Consider the following 15,447-nt stretch of genomic DNA (forward strand, 5'->3'; position numbering starts at 1 on the left):
TGCATATCATTGCATTTTCCGAGCCTTAATGGCTACAGATAAAATAAAAAAACTTGAGCTGCAAAAGCTCCGAATTCTGGATTTCTTTCTTTGCTTCCCTGCCGAGTTGCAAAAAATCAGGCTCCCAGAAAATCTGAAAGATGTGAGAAAAACGGCTCAAGGCTTTGCCAATGAATATCATGGCCCGGTGAGTATGATGCAATCTTTCCGAGACCTAGAACACATTCAGTTAACCGCATATCGAACCCTGGCAGCGTCTGGAATATTCGATCCTCAAGAATTTGAAGCCGGCGTAATTTTTCGTACAGAAAAAGAGCTTCCCGAAAAAATTAGCCAAGCCGTTGCCAATGCACGTATGATTACACCTAACGCTGCAGAATTAGTTCTCGATAGGGTTGCATCCATTCCATTAACAGGCGTTGACGGCCTGAAACACCGAAGCGGTTTATTAGATTATCGTTATGATGTTATTTGAGCCAACCCTATCCCTTCGTCGCTTAACAGTCTTAAAAGATAACCGAGTCGTCTTTGATACATCCTTTCATAGTGGTGTAAACATTGTCCGTGGACACAATAGTTCTGGCAAAACTACCATACTCGACTTCATTGCCTATGCTTTAGGAGCAGAGAATATCCCTTGGAAACAAGAGGCACTGCTATGTGACTGGGTAATAGCCGAAGTTCTCCTCAATGGGCGCGCGGTTACTTTGCGCCGTTCGGTGGAGAATAAGCCACTTATCCCTATGTATATATTTTGGGATAGCTATGAAAATGCACTTTCAGCACCAACAGATAGCTGGGAGTTTTACGGATTTCGTCGAGGTGCATCAAGACTAAGCTTTACTCAGGCCTTACTCTTAGCACTCGGGTTGTCTGAAGCTCAAGGGGACGGCGCATCAAATTTAACGATGCATCAACTTTTGCGAGTACTGTATGCTGACCAACCATCACTGCACAGCCCAATATTTAGAACTGACTCGTTTGACAGCGCACTAAATAGAGAGACCATAGGCGCATACCTTACTGGTGTATATGATGACAACCTATACACTGCGCAGTTAAACAAAAGGGAAACAGAGAAAGAAATCTCTTCTCTAGATTCAGAGCTAAAAAGCATCTTTAAGGTTCTTGCACGATCTGAGCAAAATGCAAACGTAGAAAGTATTGGTTCTGAAATTTCTCATCTTGAGCGGATGAAACAAGAAATTCTTACAGAACTTTCTCGACTGAGGACACAGCGTAGTGTCGAGAATTCAACGAAGAGAATAAATGCCGACATTAATTTACGCTCAGAGCTTGATCGTGCAAAGAAGGCATTATTTAATGCTCAGGAAGAAATATCTCGTGGTGAGCTCGATGTAGCCGACTCACGTAGATTTATTCAGGAGCTTGAACTCCGGCTACGTTCATTAGGGAACCTCTGCATAACCCGATTCCAAGCGTCACAGTGCTTGAACGAGTGTGATGTTCTCTTGCCCCTAGCACTCAAGATGCCCGCGTTTCGCGGGCATCTTGCTTTTTAAGCCCCCACAACAGGCTTGTATTGGCTGCTTTCTAGCAAACGGCCACGAGCCATCCATAAGTTCGCCAAGGCAAACAAGGTATGCAGTTGCTGTGTGTTCTTTCTCAAGCCTCGGTAGCGAACTTTGACGTGGCCAAACTGACGCTTGATGACTCTGAATGGGTGTTCGACCTTGGCCCTGATCTTGGACTTCACCTGCTCAAGCTGCTCTTGCAGGGCCGATATCGGGTGCTGATGATCTAGCGCCTTGCGCTGGCTGCGCTTCATGGCGATATGCCATTGGAATTTGCGCTCAGGTTCTGGCTTTGGCATATCGGGGCGTTTGTCCGCTCCTTGGTACCTGCATCTCCATAGCCAGCAACCTCTTTTCCATGCAGCAGGCTGTTGGCTTCAACGACATCATTGACGTTGGCTGATGTGCCCCGCACGGTATGCACCAAGCCAGAGTCCGCATCCACGCCAATGTGGGCCTTCATGCCGAAGTACCACTGGTTGCCCTTCTTGGTTTGGTGCATCTCAGGATCACGAGATTTGGTGCTGTTTTTGGTTGAGCTGGGCGCTGCAATCAGTGTGGCATCCACGATGGTTCCCGTGCGAAGCAGCAGCTTTTTACTCTCCAGCAAGTCCGTGACCGTCTTCAGAATTTGCTCGGCCAGCTTGTGTGTTTCCAATAGATGACGAAACCGCAGGATAGTGCTCTCATCAGGCGTGGCACTACCCCATGACAGGCCAACGAATTCCCGAAACAAGGGCATGTCATGCAGCGCTTCTTCCATGGCTGGATCACTGAGGTTGAACCACTGCTGCATGAAGTGAATACGCAGCAGCATCTCCACAGGAAACGGAGGCCGTCCTTTGCGACCTTCCGGGGCGTAAGGAGCAATCAAGTCCACCAACTCTTGCCATGGAACGACTTGCTGCATCTGCTCCAGGAATTCGCGTTTACGTATTTTTTTGGTGGAAAGGTTCAAGCCAAGATCAAATTGCTGCATAGGCCGGGATGCTGCCGCACCCGGCACGCATGTGCAAGCACATGCGTTGGGGATTTATGCAGAGGTTCCCTAGAGCGCCTTATAGCTGGAGAGTTCGGACGGGAGGACAAGGCGTGATCCTGTTCCTCGACTTCGACGGCGTGCTGCACCTGGCGCGGGCTGTCATGGGTCAGTATAGGCCGGAGTTGGCCGGGGACGGCTCGCTGTTCATGTGGGCGGACAACTTGACCCCAGTGCTGGCAGCGCATCCACACGTCCAGATCGTGCTTTCGACGAGCTGGGTTCGTCACCTGCCCTTTGAGCAGGTGCGCGACTTCCTGCCCGTGCTGGTGCGCCGCCGTGTCGTCGGTTCGACGTGGCACCGCATCCAGACCGACCCAGACTTCTCCCGAGGTTTGCAGTTTTCCTACTGGCAGGACGCAAGCCGCTATCAGCAAGTGAAGCGCCGGGCCAACGTCCACCGCCTTCGGCGCTGGGTTGCCATCGACGACGACGCCGAAGGCTGGGGCGATGCCGACCGCGCCCGGCTCATCCAGACCGATCCCGAGCGCGGGCTGGGCGATCCTGCGGCAGTGGCCCGGCTGCGAGCATTTGTTTGTGTTTCATCGTAACCCTGCCGACTGTTCAGCAAACGGTGGTTTGCTGGACAAGTCAAAGTAGCGCGCTTTTGTCATTTTCAGAAGACGACTGCACCAGTTGATTGGGCGTAATGGCTGTTGTGCAGCCAGCTCCTGACAGTTCAATATCAGAAGTGATCTGCACCAATCTCGACTATGCTCAATACTCGTGTGCACCAAAGCGAGGTGAGCATGGCGACGGAGGCTCTGTTGCAAAGATTGGCGGCAGTCAGAGGTAGGCTGTCGCTCTGCGCCGATCAGGCGGCTGCTGCGAAATGGTGGTTGAGCATGCCCATGGCCTCCGTCAGCGCCGAGGGCCCAATGCCAAAAGCTCTCTCCACAAGGCGCACCTCGCCCCTGATGCCGGGCTGCAGGCACCAGGGGCGAGCCTGTCCTTTGCGCAGGGCTCGCATGACTTCGAATCCCTTGATCGTGGCATAGGCCGTGGGGATCGATTTGAAACCGCGCACCGGCTTGATCAGTATCTTGAGCTTTCCGTGATCGGCCTCGATCACGTTATTGAGGGCTCTGTTGCAAAGATTGGCGGCAGTCAGAGGTAGGCTGTCGCTCTGCGCCGATCAGGCGGCTGCTGCGAAATGGTGGTTGAGCATGCCCATGGCCTCCGTCAGCGCCGAGGGCCCAATGCCAAAAGCTCTCTCCACAAGGCGCACCTCGCCCCTGATGCCGGGCTGCAGGCACCAGGGGCGAGCCTGTCCTTTGCGCAGGGCTCGCATGACTTCGAATCCCTTGATCGTGGCATAGGCCGTGGGGATCGATTTGAAACCGCGCACCGGCTTGATCAGTATCTTGAGCTTTCCGTGATCGGCCTCGATCACGTTATTGAGATACTTCACCTGCCGGTGGGCCGTCTCCCGGTCCAGCTTTCCTTCGCGCTTCAATTCGGTGATCGCTGCACCATAGCTCGGCGCTTTGTCGGTATTGAGCGTGGCAGGCTTTTCCCAGTGCTTCAGGCCTCGCAGGGCCTTGCCCAGGAACCGCTTCGCTGCCTTGGCGCTGCGGGTCGGCGACAGGTAGAAATCGATCGTGTCGCCCCGCTTGTCGACTGCCCGGTACAGGTAGGTCCACTTGCCCCGCACCTTGACGTAGGTTTCATCCAGGCGCCAGCTCGGATCAAAGCCACGCCGCCAGAACCAGCGCAGCCGCTTCTCCATCTCCGGGGCGTAGCACTGGACCCAGCGATAGATCGTCGTATGGTCGACCGAAATGCCGCGTTCCGCCAGCATTTCCTCAAGGTCGCGATAGCTGATCGGATAGCGACAATACCAGCGCACCGCCCACAGGATCACATCACCCTGGAAATGGCGCCACTTGAAATCCGTCATCGTTCCGTCCGTCCAATCTCCGCCAAGCATGCTCAAGCTTCACGATTTTTGCAACAGAGCCCACACGAGTATTGAGCATAGTCGAGATTGGTGCAGATCACTTCTGATATTGAACTGTCAGGAGCTGGCTGCACAACAGCCATTACGCCCAATCAACTGGTGCAGTCGTCTTCTGAAAATGACATTTGGTATCTCTCATAAACGGATGTTTTTGAGAGAACTATCTTCGGCCTTCACACGCACGAAAGGCGGCGAAGCTCCGCCGTTAATCCGTCCGCCGGAGATCTCGCCCAGGCAGGCTGAAGGCCGAGCAAGCCTGACAGGCCCGAAAAGCCCGGCACGGGCGTCGGCGGCGATGACGGCGGCGGCATTATCCAGGGTTGATGATGGAAGTGGAGGATATCGACAACCTCTCGCGCAACCAAGACATCGCGGTCGGACTGCAAGTGATCTTGAAGCCACGGGCCCGTCCCACCCCGACATGGACCTCGATGCCCGAACGGACGTTAGATTTCGAGTTCTAGGCGTTCTGCGATGAAGGTTGGATCCCAGCCGGGATTGAAAGTGTCGACGTGGGTGAATCCGAGCCGCTCGTATAGGCCACGCAGGTTCGGGTGGCAGTCGAGCCGCAGCTTGGCGCACCCCTGCGTTCGCGCGGCATGGCGGCAAGCCTCGATCAGCGCGGAGCTGACACCCCGGCCCGCATGTGTCCGTCGCACCGCGAGCTTGTGCAGATATGCGGCCTCCCCCTTGAGGGCGTCGGGCCAGAACTCGGGATCCTCGGCCGACAAGGTGCAACAGCCGACGATGCCGTCGCTGCAACTCGCGACTAGGAGCTCGGATCTCAGGACGAAGGTCTCCGCGAATGTCCGGTCGATCCGCGCGACGTCCCAGGCGGGCGTTCCCTTGGCGGACATCCACGCCGCAGCGTCGTGCATCAGCCGCACAACCTCGTCGATATCACCCGAGCAGGCGACCCGAACGTTCGGAGGCTCCTCGCTGTCCATTCGCTCCCCTGGCGCGGTATGAACCGCCGCCTCATAGTGCAGTTTGATCCTGACGAGCCCAGCATGTCTGCGCCCACCTTCGCGGAACCTGACCAGGGTCCGCTAGCGGGCGGCCGGAAGGTGAATGCTAGGCATGATCTAACCCTCGGTCTCTGGCGTCGCGACTGCGAAATTTCGCGAGGGTTTCCGAGAAGGTGATTGCGCTTCGCAGATCTCCAGGCGCGTGGGTGCGGACGTAGTCAGCGCCATTGCCGATCGCGTGAAGTTCCGCCGCAAGGCTCGCTGGACCCAGATCCTTTACAGGAAGGCCAACGGTGGCGCCCAAGAAGGATTTCCGCGACACCGAGACCAATAGCGGAAGCCCCAACGCCGACTTCAGCTTTTGAAGGTTCGACAGCACGTGCAGCGATGTTTCCGGTGCGGGGCTCAAGAAAAATCCCATCCCCGGATCGAGGATGAGCCGGTCGGCAGCGACCCCGCTCCGTCGCAAGGCGGAAACCCGCGCCTCGAAGAACCGCACAATCTCGTCGAGCGCGTCTTCGGGTCGAAGGTGACCGGTGCGGGTGGCGATGCCATCCCGCTGCGCTGAGTGCATAACCACCAGCCTGCAGTCCGCCTCAGCAATATCGGGATAGAGCGCAGGGTCAGGAAATCCTTGGATATCGTTCAGGTAGCCCACGCCGCGCTTGAGCGCATAGCGCTGGGTTTCCGGTTGGAAGCTGTCGATTGAAACACGGTGCATCTGATCGGACAGGGCGTCTAAGAGCGGCGCAATACGTCTGATCTCATCGGCCGGCGATACAGGCCTCGCGTCCGGATGGCTGGCGGCCGGTCCGACATCCACGACGTCTGATCCGACTCGCAGCATTTCGATCGCCGCGGTGACAGCGCCGGCGGGGTCTAGCCGCCGGCTCTCATCGAAGAAGGAGTCCTCGGTGAGATTCAGAATGCCGAACACCGTCACCATGGCGTCGGCCTCCGCAGCGACTTCCACGATGGGGATCGGGCGAGCAAAAAGGCAGCAATTATGAGCCCCATACCTACAAAGCCCCACGCATCAAGCTTTTGCCCATGAAGCAACCAGGCAATGGCTGTAATTATGACGACGCCGAGTCCCGACCAGACTGCATAAGCAACACCGACAGGGATGGATTTCAGAACCAGAGAAAGAAAATAAAATGCGATGCCATAACCGATTATGACAACGGCGGAAGGGGCAAGCTTAGTAAAGCCCTCGCTAGATTTTAATGCGGATGTTGCGATTACTTCGCCAACTATTGCGATAACAAGAAAAAGCCAGCCTTTCATGATATATCTCCCAATTTGTGTAGGGCTTATTATGCACGCTTAAAAATAATAAAAGCAGACTTGACCTGATAGTTTGGCTGTGAGCAATTATGTGCTTAGTGCATCTAACGCCTGAGCTCAGCCGACCGAAACCGCGTAGCGGTTTTGGGTCGGCTGCAGCGATTTGTTGGGCGATAGCTTGCCACATTCTCTCAACGATTGGGATTTGATGTACTTTCCGCACTTTGTAGCGCGACCACATCATGCTCCCCCTGGCCGCGAGAGCCCTTCACTCGGGAAACACAAGACAGACCGAGCACGACTGTTGCAAGGGTCAAACAGTACACGACAACCGGCCAAGCCGTGTTGCGCGGCAACAGCGAAATGATCAACGTTCCGATGCTTCCTAGCAGTACACCGCCCAAGCAGAAGTAGACTGCCGTGACCGTTCCAGCAACATGGTCGAATCCTCGAAGAGCGCCATTGGGCGCCACAGATACCGCTGTGGCGACACCAATACCCACTAGCCACATTGGAGCAATAAAGCCTAACACGGACTGCAAAGCCCATATTTCGGTGATGGCAAGCAATACTGCTCCAGCTATCAGGCATCCCATTCCCATTCGCAAGACACTTGGGCTGCCCCACTTGGGTATCACACGCCCCATAAAACGAGCCGTAAACACCATGGCAATTGCCACTGTGGCGAACAGCAGGCTGAAGCCAAGCTGAGACACACCTTGCCTGCCCATCATTAGTCCGGGCGCAATGGAGAAAAAGACGAAGAAGCTACCCATTCCAGCGGCGTAACACAACGTGTACAACCAGAAGTTCAGGCACTTAACGGGGAGTAGCAGCTGCGACCATTGCAAGCCCGCAACTCGTTGCACCCGGGTTTCAGGCCAGAATCGCCACGCTGCTGCAGATGCAGCGATCATGCCCAAACCTAGAAACGCAAAGATAGCCCGCCACCCAAGCCACATGTCGACGAGCGCTCCGAGCAATGGGCCTACCGCCGGGACTATGGCCAGCATGGATCCGAGTATGCCGTAAATGACATTACTTTCCTCGCGACCTGCGTAAATGTCACGTACTGTTGCAAATGTGGAAACAAGGCACGCCGAGGCACCACAAGCCTGAAGAATCCGAAGCCCCAGAAAGACTTCAGCCGATGACGTAAGAGCGAGGCCCATTGACGCCACAACGTAGGCGAGGCCACCTCCCAGTAGAACGGGGCGGCGCCCCAGTCGGTCCGATAGCGGTCCAAACAAGAGCTGACCGGCACCAATCATGACCAAGTACGTTGTCAGCGTAAGCTGAATTGTGCTCGCTGTCGTACCAAGCGCGTTTGGCATAAACGGCACTGCTGGCAAGTACATGTCCATGCCGAGTGATGCCAATAAATCGAACGGTGATAACAACAACACCGTGGCGGCAAGGGAGTACCGCCAACTAAAGTTTTTTGAGCGCACGAAACCATCTCCTTGAACAAAGGATTTGGCGGCGCTCCCGTAGAGCAAAAGGATTCATGAGAACGCCGCAACAACCGAAAAATGAAGGTTGCTGCGGCTTACTTGTCTGCGTTCTTGGAAGTGCTCATCTGCTGACTATCTCATGATTAAATTTGAATCGTAACAACTTTCAAGCAACTCTGCAAGGAGCCTTATTGTGCGCCCAACGCCGGAGTTAAGCCGCCGCGCGTAGCGCGGTCGGCTTGAACGAATTGTTAGACATCATTTACCAACTGACTTGATGATCTCGCCTTTCACAAAGCGAATAAATTCTTCCAAGTGATCTGCGCGTGAGGCCAAGTGATCTTCTTTTTGTCCCAGATAAGCTTGCTTAGCTTCAAGTAAGACGGGCTGATACTGGGCAGGTAGGCGTTTTATTGCCCAGTCGGCAGCGACATCCTTCGGCGCGATTTTGCCGGTTATTGCGCTGTACCAAATGCGGGACAACGTAAGCACTACATTTCGCTCATCGCCGGCCCAGTCGGGCTGCGAGTTCCATAGCTTCAAGGTTTCCCTCAGCGCCTCGAATAGATCCTGTTCAGGAACCGGGTCAAAGAATTCCTCCGCTGCCGGACCTACCAAGGCAACGCTATGTTCTCTTGCTTTTGTAAGCAGGATAGCTAGATCAATGTCGATCATGGCTGGCTCGAAGATACCCGCAAGAATGTCATTGCGCTGCCATTCTCCAAATTGCAGCTCGCGCTTAGCCGGATAACGCCACGGGATGATGTCGTCATGCACGACAAGGGTGACTTCTATAGCGCGGAGCGTCTCGCTCTCGCCAGGGAAAGCCGAAGCCTCCATAAGGTCATTGAGCAATGCTCGCCGCGTCGTTTCATCAAGCTTTACGGCCACAGTAACCAACAAATCAATATCGCTGTATGGCTTCAGGCCGCCATCCACTGCGGAGCCGTACAAATGCACGGCCAGCAACGTTGATTCCAGATGGCGCTCAATGACGCTTAGCACCTCTGATAGTTGGTTCGAAATTTCGATGGTCACCGCTACCCTCATGATGTCTAACGCCGCCATAAGTTGCGGCTTTGGAGTTGATTGTTTTGTGGTAGCGTAGCGTTAAACCACAAAACAAGCGACGGAAAAGCCGTCAACTTGATGGCCTTGTTAGCCTTATCAGCGCGACTGTGATGTATAAACGTCAAAAATTGAATGACCAATTTTAACAATCGCATCATTTCGCTCTGCCATTGAAGCCTGTGTTTGAGCTAGATAGATGCTCACAATAATTGGGGCTTGATGCTCACTCCACACAACTGCTGTAATACTCCGAGCACCAAATCCGCCAGCACCTGAGCGATCCGCAATGTTCCATCCCGCCGGCAATACTGAACGTAGTAAATTACCAGTGACTTGATTGTTCACCATCCAAGACTCTAATTTTTTCTGGTTCATTTCAGATAGCGCGGAACCAAATAAAAATTTATTCAAAGTACTGGCTATTGCCTTAGGAGTTGTCGTATCCCTCAAATCACCGAGCTTACCTTCATTTAAATCAGGCTCAATACGGTCTAGACGAGTCTCTTTGTCCCCAATTTGTCTTAAAAAATCAGTAACGCCTTTGGGGCCACCTACAGCACTTAGGATGATATTTGCCGCAGTATTATCACTTGTAGTCATAGTTGCGAAGCACGCATCATCGAGTGTGATTGCCTGCCCTACTTGCTTTTCTATTACAGGGGAATAGGTCACAAGATCTGCTTTCTTAATCTCGACTGTACTATTGGGATTAACTTTTCCTTGCTCAGCATCATATAGTAATTTAGCGCAAGCTATTGTTTTAAAAGTACTTGTTAACGGGAAGCGCTGATTGCCATTGTAATCCCAATATTCTCCATTTTGAGTATCAAGAACGGAAACACCTATACGAGCAGAAAGAGAAACTTCAATTGCCTTAACGTCTTGTTCAACTTGCTGAAACTTTGAACTACTTGCAAAAACCACGGATGGTATTAAAAGCGAAAATGCCAATAAAAACTTCATGTAAGTAACCCCATAATTTTGATTGTCACACATTTTATATAAAAGCATGAGGCTCCATAATATGGCTAACGCCCGCCTCAACTGCCGGAGGTTAATGGCGCCTTTTTTGCAGCTCCACCGCAAAAAAAGGTGACAGTAACCGGAGGTCAGATTGCAGGCGCTTGTTAACTCTTTTGCCAGATTTGATAACAATAGTTAATGTTAGACTCGAAATCTTGCTCAAATACCAACTTGAATGTATCTGGGATTTCAGGAAAAACTATGTCTCCATCTCGCTCGATGTCGACTGTTGAAATATGCAAAGTATCTACTTTGGAAATCAAGCTTTTGTATATTTCACCACCACCAGAAACGATAACATGATCCGTGATTTCCTCTAAATTTATTAAGGCATCCTGAATTGAGGAGAAAACCATTACACCCTCATCATTCGTAGAAAAATTAGAGCGAGTTACAACTGCATACTTTCGATTTGGGAGAGCGCCCATTGACTCAAAAGTTTTGCGTCCAACTAAAAGCCATTGATTATATGTAATTGCCTTAAATAGAAGTTGCTCGCCTTTGGCGCTCCATGGAATATCTGGTCCATTACCGATAATACCGTTCTTCGACTTGGCAGCCATTAGTGATAACTTCACGATTTCTCCCTCGAGTTAACTTTGTTTTAGGGCGACTGCCCTGCTGCGTAACATCGTTGCTGCTCCATAACATCAAACATCGACCCACGGCGTAACGCGCTTGCTGCTTGGATGCCCGAGGCATAGACTGTACAAAAAAACAGTCATAACAAGCCATGAAAACCGCCACTGCGCCGTTACCACCGCTGCGTTCGGTCAAGGTTCTGGACCAGTTGCGTGAGCGCATACGCTACTTGCATTACAGCTTACGAACAGAACAGGCTTATGTCCACTGGGTTCGTGCCTTCATCCGTTTCCACGGTGTGCGTCACCCGGCAACCTTGGGCAGCAGCGAAGTCGAGGCATTTCTGTCCTGGCTGGCGAACGAGCGCAAGGTTTCGGTCTCCACGCATCGTCAGGCATTGGCGGCCTTGCTGTTCTTCTACGGCAAGGTGCTGTGCACGGATCTGCCCTGGCTTCAGGAGATCGGAAGACCTCGGCCGTCGCGGCGCTTGCCGGTGGTGCTGACCCCGGATGAAGTGGTTCGCATCCTCGGTTTTCTGGAAGGCGAGCATCGTTTGTTCGCCCAGCTTCTGTATGGAACGGGCATGCGGATCAGTGAGGGTTTGCAACTGCGGGTCAAGGATCTGGATTTCGATCACGGCACGATCATCGTGCGGGAGGGCAAGGGCTCCAAGGATCGGGCCTTGATGTTACCCGAGAGCTTGGCACCCAGCCTGCGCGAGCAGCTGTCGCGTGCACGGGCATGGTGGCTGAAGGACCAGGCCGAGGGCCGCAGCGGCGTTGCGCTTCCCGACGCCCTTGAGCGGAAGTATCCGCGCGCCGGGCATTCCTGGCCGTGGTTCTGGGTTTTTGCGCAGCACACGCATTCGACCGATCCACGGAGCGGTGTCGTGCGTCGCCATCACATGTATGACCAGACCTTTCAGCGCGCCTTCAAACGTGCCGTAGAAGGCACTGTTGCAAAGTTAGCGATGAGGCAGCCTTTTGTCTTATTCAAAGGCCTTACATTTCAAAAACTCTGCTTACCAGGCGCATTTCGCCCAGGGGATCACCATAATAAAATGCTGAGGCCTGGCCTTTGCGTAGTGCACGCATCACCTCAATACCTTTGATGGTGGCGTAAGCCGTCTTCATGGATTTAAATCCCAGCGTGGCGCCGATTATCCGTTTCAGTTTGCCATGATCGCATTCAATCACGTTGTTCCGGTACTTAATCTGTCGGTGTTCAACGTCAGACGGGCACCGGCCTTCGCGTTTGAGCAGAGCAAGCGCGCGACCATAGGCGGGCGCTTTATCCGTGTTGATGAATCGCGGGATCTGCCACTTCTTCACGTTGTTGAGGATTTTACCCAGAAACCGGTATGCAGCTTTGCTGTTACGACGGGAGGAGAGATAAAAATCGACAGTGCGGCCCCGGCTGTCGACGGCCCGGTACAGATACGCCCAGCGGCCATTGACCTTCACGTAGGTTTCATCCATGTGCCACGGGCAAAGATCGGAAGGGTTACGCCAGTACCAGCGCAGCCGTTTTTCCATTTCAGGCGCATAACGCTGAACCCAGCGGTAAATCGTGGAGTGATCGACATTCACTCCGCGTTCAGCCAGCATCTCCTGCAGCTCACGGTAACTGATGCCGTATTTGCAGTACCAGCGTACGGCCCACAGAATGATGTCACGCTGAAAATGCCGGCCTTTGAATGGGTTCATGTGCAGCTCCATCAGCAAAAGGGGATGATAAGTTTATCACCACCGACTATTTGCAACAGTGCCCATAGGCTTCATCAGCGCCTGACTGGCGAGCACGATTCCGGCCCTAGCCGCAGGATCGCGCAGGACGACCTAGTTACGAACCAGGCCGAGTGTTCCTGACATCCATCGGCACCATAGTTCTGCTTATCCGGCACGCGCGCGTCAGGGGTGTGGTGAACTACAAAGCAGACCCGTTGAGGTTATCAGTTCGATGCACAATCAGCAGCGCATAAAATATGCACAAGAACAGGAGCACCCTTCGCATTAAGCTGTGGTGGTAACAAGTAGTGCCGGGCTACCATCAGCGAGCATGATGCGCTCCCACAGCATTCGCCTTGGCAGTATGGAAGTTCCTCGCTCCAGTTCGGGCCGGTATCCACCTCGAGTGACCCCAGCCGCCCCTCATGCCAACCGAGCCCATTAAGCGCAGAGTCGGCCGCAACTATCTCGGGGACGCATAAACACGCAGCGATTTACCAAGGAGTTCGGCTAGGTCAATCCGCAATTCCCTTTGCCTGGCCGGAGATGCCGCGAGCAAACAATGTGTCCGGTCGCTACCAGATGGACTTTGTGGGCGGAGGATTGCACCAGACGCTTCAGCGCAGCGTCGTACGATGAATCGGAAGGCCCGGTAAGCAATTGAAGAACCGCTGACCACCTCCCATCCGACAATGCAAGGGTGCCCCGCTCCCAGCGCGACACGGTTGCCTGATCCACACCCATTAATTCAGCTAGGTGACTTTGCTTCATATGACGAAGCAACCGCGCCCTCCGCACCTGCCGCCCCCTGTCATTCGTCAACATTCTTCAGCACCTCAATGTCGTTCGTAGTGAGCCTCATTTTTTCAAGACCGCCGATGATGAGAGCCAGGCCTCGCTCGAATGCCGCGTCCGGACCGCCTTCGTAGACGATTTTCATCGCGCTCTGTAGGCGCGCCGGCATCGTAGACGCTGAGGTGGTCAACTGATCTTCGCCCCGCTCCTCGGCGTCTGCCTCGCTAGCTTGCTGCTCAAGAACAGCGCCGACGGTGAAGTAGCTGATTGCCATCAACGCATAGGTCGCGTCACCTGCCGAAAAGCCAGCATCGCAAAGGAAGCGAAGCTGCGCGTCGGCTTTTTCCATCTGCGGCGCGGCTGGCCGCGTCCCGGCATGAATACGCGCGCCATCGCGATAAGCGAGCAACGCCCGTCGAAAACTGCATGCATTGCCCTTCAGGAACGAACGCCAGTCGTCGTCATCCCTTGGCGTCGAATGCGTGTGATTTATCGTCAGCATGGCTTCGGCAAGTGCGTCGAGCAACGCACGCTTGTTCTTGAAATGCCAGTAGAGCGCTGGCTGTTGCACCCCGAGGCGCTCAGCCAGTCGGCGCGTCGTTAGACCTTCCATGCCCACGTCGTTAAGCAGTTCGAGCGCGGTTCGGATCACGGCCTCGCGTTGGAGCTTGTTCATTCGCGAATTCTCATGGTTGACAGCTTATCATCGATAAGCTTTAATGCGGTAGTTTATCACCGTTAAATTGCTAACGCAGTCAGGCACCGTGTATGAAATCTAACAATGCGCTCATCGTCATCCTCGGCACCGTCACCCTGGATGCTGTAGGCATAGGCTTGGTTATGCCGGTACTGCCGGGCCTCTTGCGGGATATCGTCCATTCCGACAGCATCGCCAGTCACTATGGCGTGCTGCTAGCGCTATATGCGTTGATGCAATTTCTATGCGCACCCGTTCTCGGAGCACTGTCCGACCGCTTTGGCCGCCGCCCAGTCCTGCTCGCTTCGCTACTTGGAGCCACTATCGACTACGCGATCATGGCGACCACACCCGTCCTGTGGATCCTCTACGCCGGACGCATCGTGGCCGGCATCACCGGCGCCACAGGTGCGGTTGCTGGCGCCTATATCGCCGACATCACCGATGGGGAAGATCGGGCTCGCCACTTCGGGCTCATGAGCGCTTGTTTCGGCGTGGGTATGGTGGCAGGCCCCGTGGCCGGGGGACTGTTGGGCGCCATCTCCTTGCATGCACCATTCCTTGCGGCGGCGGTGCTCAACGGCCTCAACCTACTACTGGGCTGCTTCCTAATGCAGGAGTCGCATAAGGGAGAGCGTCGACCGATGCCCTTGAGAGCCTTCAACCCAGTCAGCTCCTTCCGGTGGGCGCGGGGCATGACTATCGTCGCCGCACTTATGACTGTCTTCTTTATCATGCAACTCGTAGGACAGGTGCCGGCAGCGCTCTGGGTCATTTTCGGCGAGGACCGCTTTCGCTGGAGCGCGACGATGATCGGCCTGTCGCTTGCGGTATTCGGAATCTTGCACGCCCTCGCTCAAGCCTTCGTCACTGGTCCCGCCACCAAACGTTTCGGCGAGAAGCAGGCCATTATCGCCGGCATGGCGGCCGACGCGCTGGGCTACGTCTTGCTGGCGTTCGCGACGCGAGGCTGGATGGCCTTCCCCATTATGATTCTTCTCGCTTCCGGCGGCATCGGGATGCCCGCGTTGCAGGCCATGCTGTCCAGGCAGGTAGATGACGACCATCAGGGACAGCTTCAAGGATCGCTCGCGGCTCTTACCAGCCTAACTTCGATCATTGGACCGCTGATCTTCACGGCGATTTATGCCGCCTCGGCGAGCACATGGAACGGGTTGGCATGGATTGTAGGCGCCGCCCTATACCTTGTCTGCCTCCCCGCGTTGCGTCGCGGTGCATGGAGCCGGGCCACCTCGACCTGAATGGAAGCCGGCGGCACCTCGCTAACGGATTCACCACTCCAAGAATT

At 54.3% G+C, this 15,447-nt stretch carries 15 protein-coding genes and 3 pseudogenes; 5 read left to right on the forward strand and 13 right to left on the reverse strand.

What is annotated here, in order from left to right; all coding sequences use genetic code 11:
• Window positions 1-28: 28 nt before the first annotated feature.
• Both F0P97_RS17655 and F0P97_RS17660 read left to right on the forward strand, forming a co-directional pair.
• Entirely contained in the window at window positions 29-475 is a 447-nt protein-coding gene (locus tag F0P97_RS17655) for an ABC-three component system middle component 5 (protein WP_182283338.1), read from the forward strand.
• Window positions 462-1,523, forward strand: a complete 1,062-nt coding sequence (locus F0P97_RS17660; protein ID WP_182283339.1) for an AAA family ATPase — start codon at window positions 462-464, stop codon at window positions 1,521-1,523. The genes F0P97_RS17655 and F0P97_RS17660 overlap by 14 nt, the downstream gene beginning before the upstream one ends.
• Here F0P97_RS17660 and F0P97_RS17665 read toward each other — a convergent pair.
• A protein-coding gene (locus F0P97_RS17665; protein WP_269780048.1) for an IS5 family transposase occupies window positions 1,520-2,514 on the reverse strand; the annotation gives its coding sequence in 2 pieces (ribosomal slippage) (window positions 1,520-1,863 and window positions 1,863-2,514; 996 coding nt in all). The two genes, F0P97_RS17660 and F0P97_RS17665, sit on opposite strands and share 4 nt — an antisense overlap.
• A 113-nt stretch (window positions 2,515-2,627) precedes the next feature.
• Here F0P97_RS17665 and F0P97_RS17670 point away from each other — a divergent pair.
• A complete protein-coding gene (locus tag F0P97_RS17670; protein ID WP_198424700.1) occupies window positions 2,628-3,125 on the forward strand; it encodes an HAD domain-containing protein in 498 nt (165 codons plus the stop codon).
• Window positions 3,126-3,388: 263 nt separating this feature from the next.
• Here the strand turns inward: F0P97_RS17670 and F0P97_RS17680 are convergent.
• The 9 genes and pseudogenes from F0P97_RS17680 to dfrA16 all read right to left on the reverse strand — a co-directional run.
• Window positions 3,389-3,655, reverse strand: a pseudogene (locus F0P97_RS17680) (DDE-type integrase/transposase/recombinase); the annotation flags it as partial.
• Window positions 3,656-3,709: 54 nt separating this feature from the next.
• Window positions 3,710-4,474, reverse strand: coding sequence for an IS6-like element IS6100 family transposase (locus tag F0P97_RS17685; RefSeq protein WP_001389365.1), 765 nt, complete (start codon window positions 4,472-4,474; stop codon window positions 3,710-3,712).
• Between the two features lie 506 nt (window positions 4,475-4,980).
• Window positions 4,981-5,481, reverse strand: coding sequence for a GNAT family N-acetyltransferase (locus F0P97_RS17695; RefSeq protein WP_000376623.1), 501 nt, complete (start codon window positions 5,479-5,481; stop codon window positions 4,981-4,983).
• A gap of 127 nt (window positions 5,482-5,608) precedes the next feature.
• A complete protein-coding gene (gene sul1 / locus F0P97_RS17700) occupies window positions 5,609-6,448 on the reverse strand; it encodes a sulfonamide-resistant dihydropteroate synthase Sul1 (RefSeq protein ID WP_000259031.1) in 840 nt (279 codons plus the stop codon).
• Complete coding sequence (locus F0P97_RS17705) at window positions 6,442-6,789, reverse strand: quaternary ammonium compound efflux SMR transporter QacE delta 1 (protein ID WP_000679427.1); 348 nt, start codon at window positions 6,787-6,789, stop codon at window positions 6,442-6,444. Before F0P97_RS17705 ends, sul1 begins: the two co-directional genes overlap by 7 nt.
• Window positions 6,790-6,980: 191 nt before the next feature.
• The gene (locus F0P97_RS17710; protein WP_001256773.1) at window positions 6,981-8,240 is read right to left on the reverse strand and encodes a chloramphenicol efflux MFS transporter CmlA6; all 1,260 of its coding nucleotides are present in this window, start codon (window positions 8,238-8,240) and stop codon (window positions 6,981-6,983) included.
• Between the two features lie 214 nt (window positions 8,241-8,454).
• Window positions 8,455-9,293: pseudogene (locus F0P97_RS17715) on the reverse strand (AadA family aminoglycoside 3''-O-nucleotidyltransferase).
• A gap of 117 nt (window positions 9,294-9,410) precedes the next feature.
• Window positions 9,411-10,277, reverse strand: coding sequence for a PSE family carbenicillin-hydrolyzing class A beta-lactamase CARB-2 (locus F0P97_RS17720; RefSeq protein ID WP_001931474.1), 867 nt, complete (start codon window positions 10,275-10,277; stop codon window positions 9,411-9,413).
• A 164-nt stretch (window positions 10,278-10,441) separates the two neighbouring features.
• Entirely contained in the window at window positions 10,442-10,915 is a 474-nt protein-coding gene (dfrA16, locus tag F0P97_RS17725; RefSeq protein ID WP_032490158.1) for a trimethoprim-resistant dihydrofolate reductase DfrA16, read from the reverse strand.
• Between the two features lie 155 nt (window positions 10,916-11,070).
• On the opposite strand from dfrA16, the pseudogene intI1 reads away from it, so the two are divergent.
• Window positions 11,071-11,868, forward strand: a pseudogene (gene intI1, locus F0P97_RS17730) (class 1 integron integrase IntI1); the annotation flags it as partial.
• Between the two features lie 52 nt (window positions 11,869-11,920).
• Here intI1 and F0P97_RS17735 read toward each other — a convergent pair.
• The 3 genes from F0P97_RS17735 to tetR(C) all read right to left on the reverse strand — a co-directional run bounded on the left by F0P97_RS17735 (window position 11,921) and on the right by tetR(C) (window position 14,117).
• On the reverse strand, window positions 11,921-12,625 hold the full coding sequence (locus F0P97_RS17735; protein ID WP_001067855.1) for an IS6-like element IS26 family transposase: 705 nt from the start codon (window positions 12,623-12,625) through the stop codon (window positions 11,921-11,923).
• A 531-nt stretch (window positions 12,626-13,156) separates the two neighbouring features.
• The gene (locus tag F0P97_RS28085; RefSeq protein ID WP_061342203.1) at window positions 13,157-13,471 is read right to left on the reverse strand and encodes a helix-turn-helix domain-containing protein; all 315 of its coding nucleotides are present in this window, start codon (window positions 13,469-13,471) and stop codon (window positions 13,157-13,159) included.
• Window positions 13,458-14,117, reverse strand: a complete 660-nt coding sequence (gene tetR(C) / locus F0P97_RS17745; RefSeq protein WP_001038045.1) for a tetracycline resistance transcriptional repressor TetR(C) — start codon at window positions 14,115-14,117, stop codon at window positions 13,458-13,460. The genes F0P97_RS28085 and tetR(C) overlap by 14 nt, the downstream gene beginning before the upstream one ends.
• Window positions 14,118-14,209: 92 nt before the next feature.
• Here tetR(C) and tet(C) point away from each other — a divergent pair, with 92 nt between their 5' ends.
• On the forward strand, window positions 14,210-15,400 hold the full coding sequence (gene tet(C) / locus F0P97_RS17750) for a tetracycline efflux MFS transporter Tet(C) (RefSeq protein ID WP_000841446.1): 1,191 nt from the start codon (window positions 14,210-14,212) through the stop codon (window positions 15,398-15,400).
• Window positions 15,401-15,447 lie beyond the last annotated feature (47 nt).

Origin of the sequence: Comamonas testosteroni, assembly GCF_014076415.1 — a bacterium.
In the GTDB taxonomy this organism is placed as follows: Bacteria; Pseudomonadota; Gammaproteobacteria; order Burkholderiales; family Burkholderiaceae_C; genus Comamonas; species Comamonas testosteroni_F.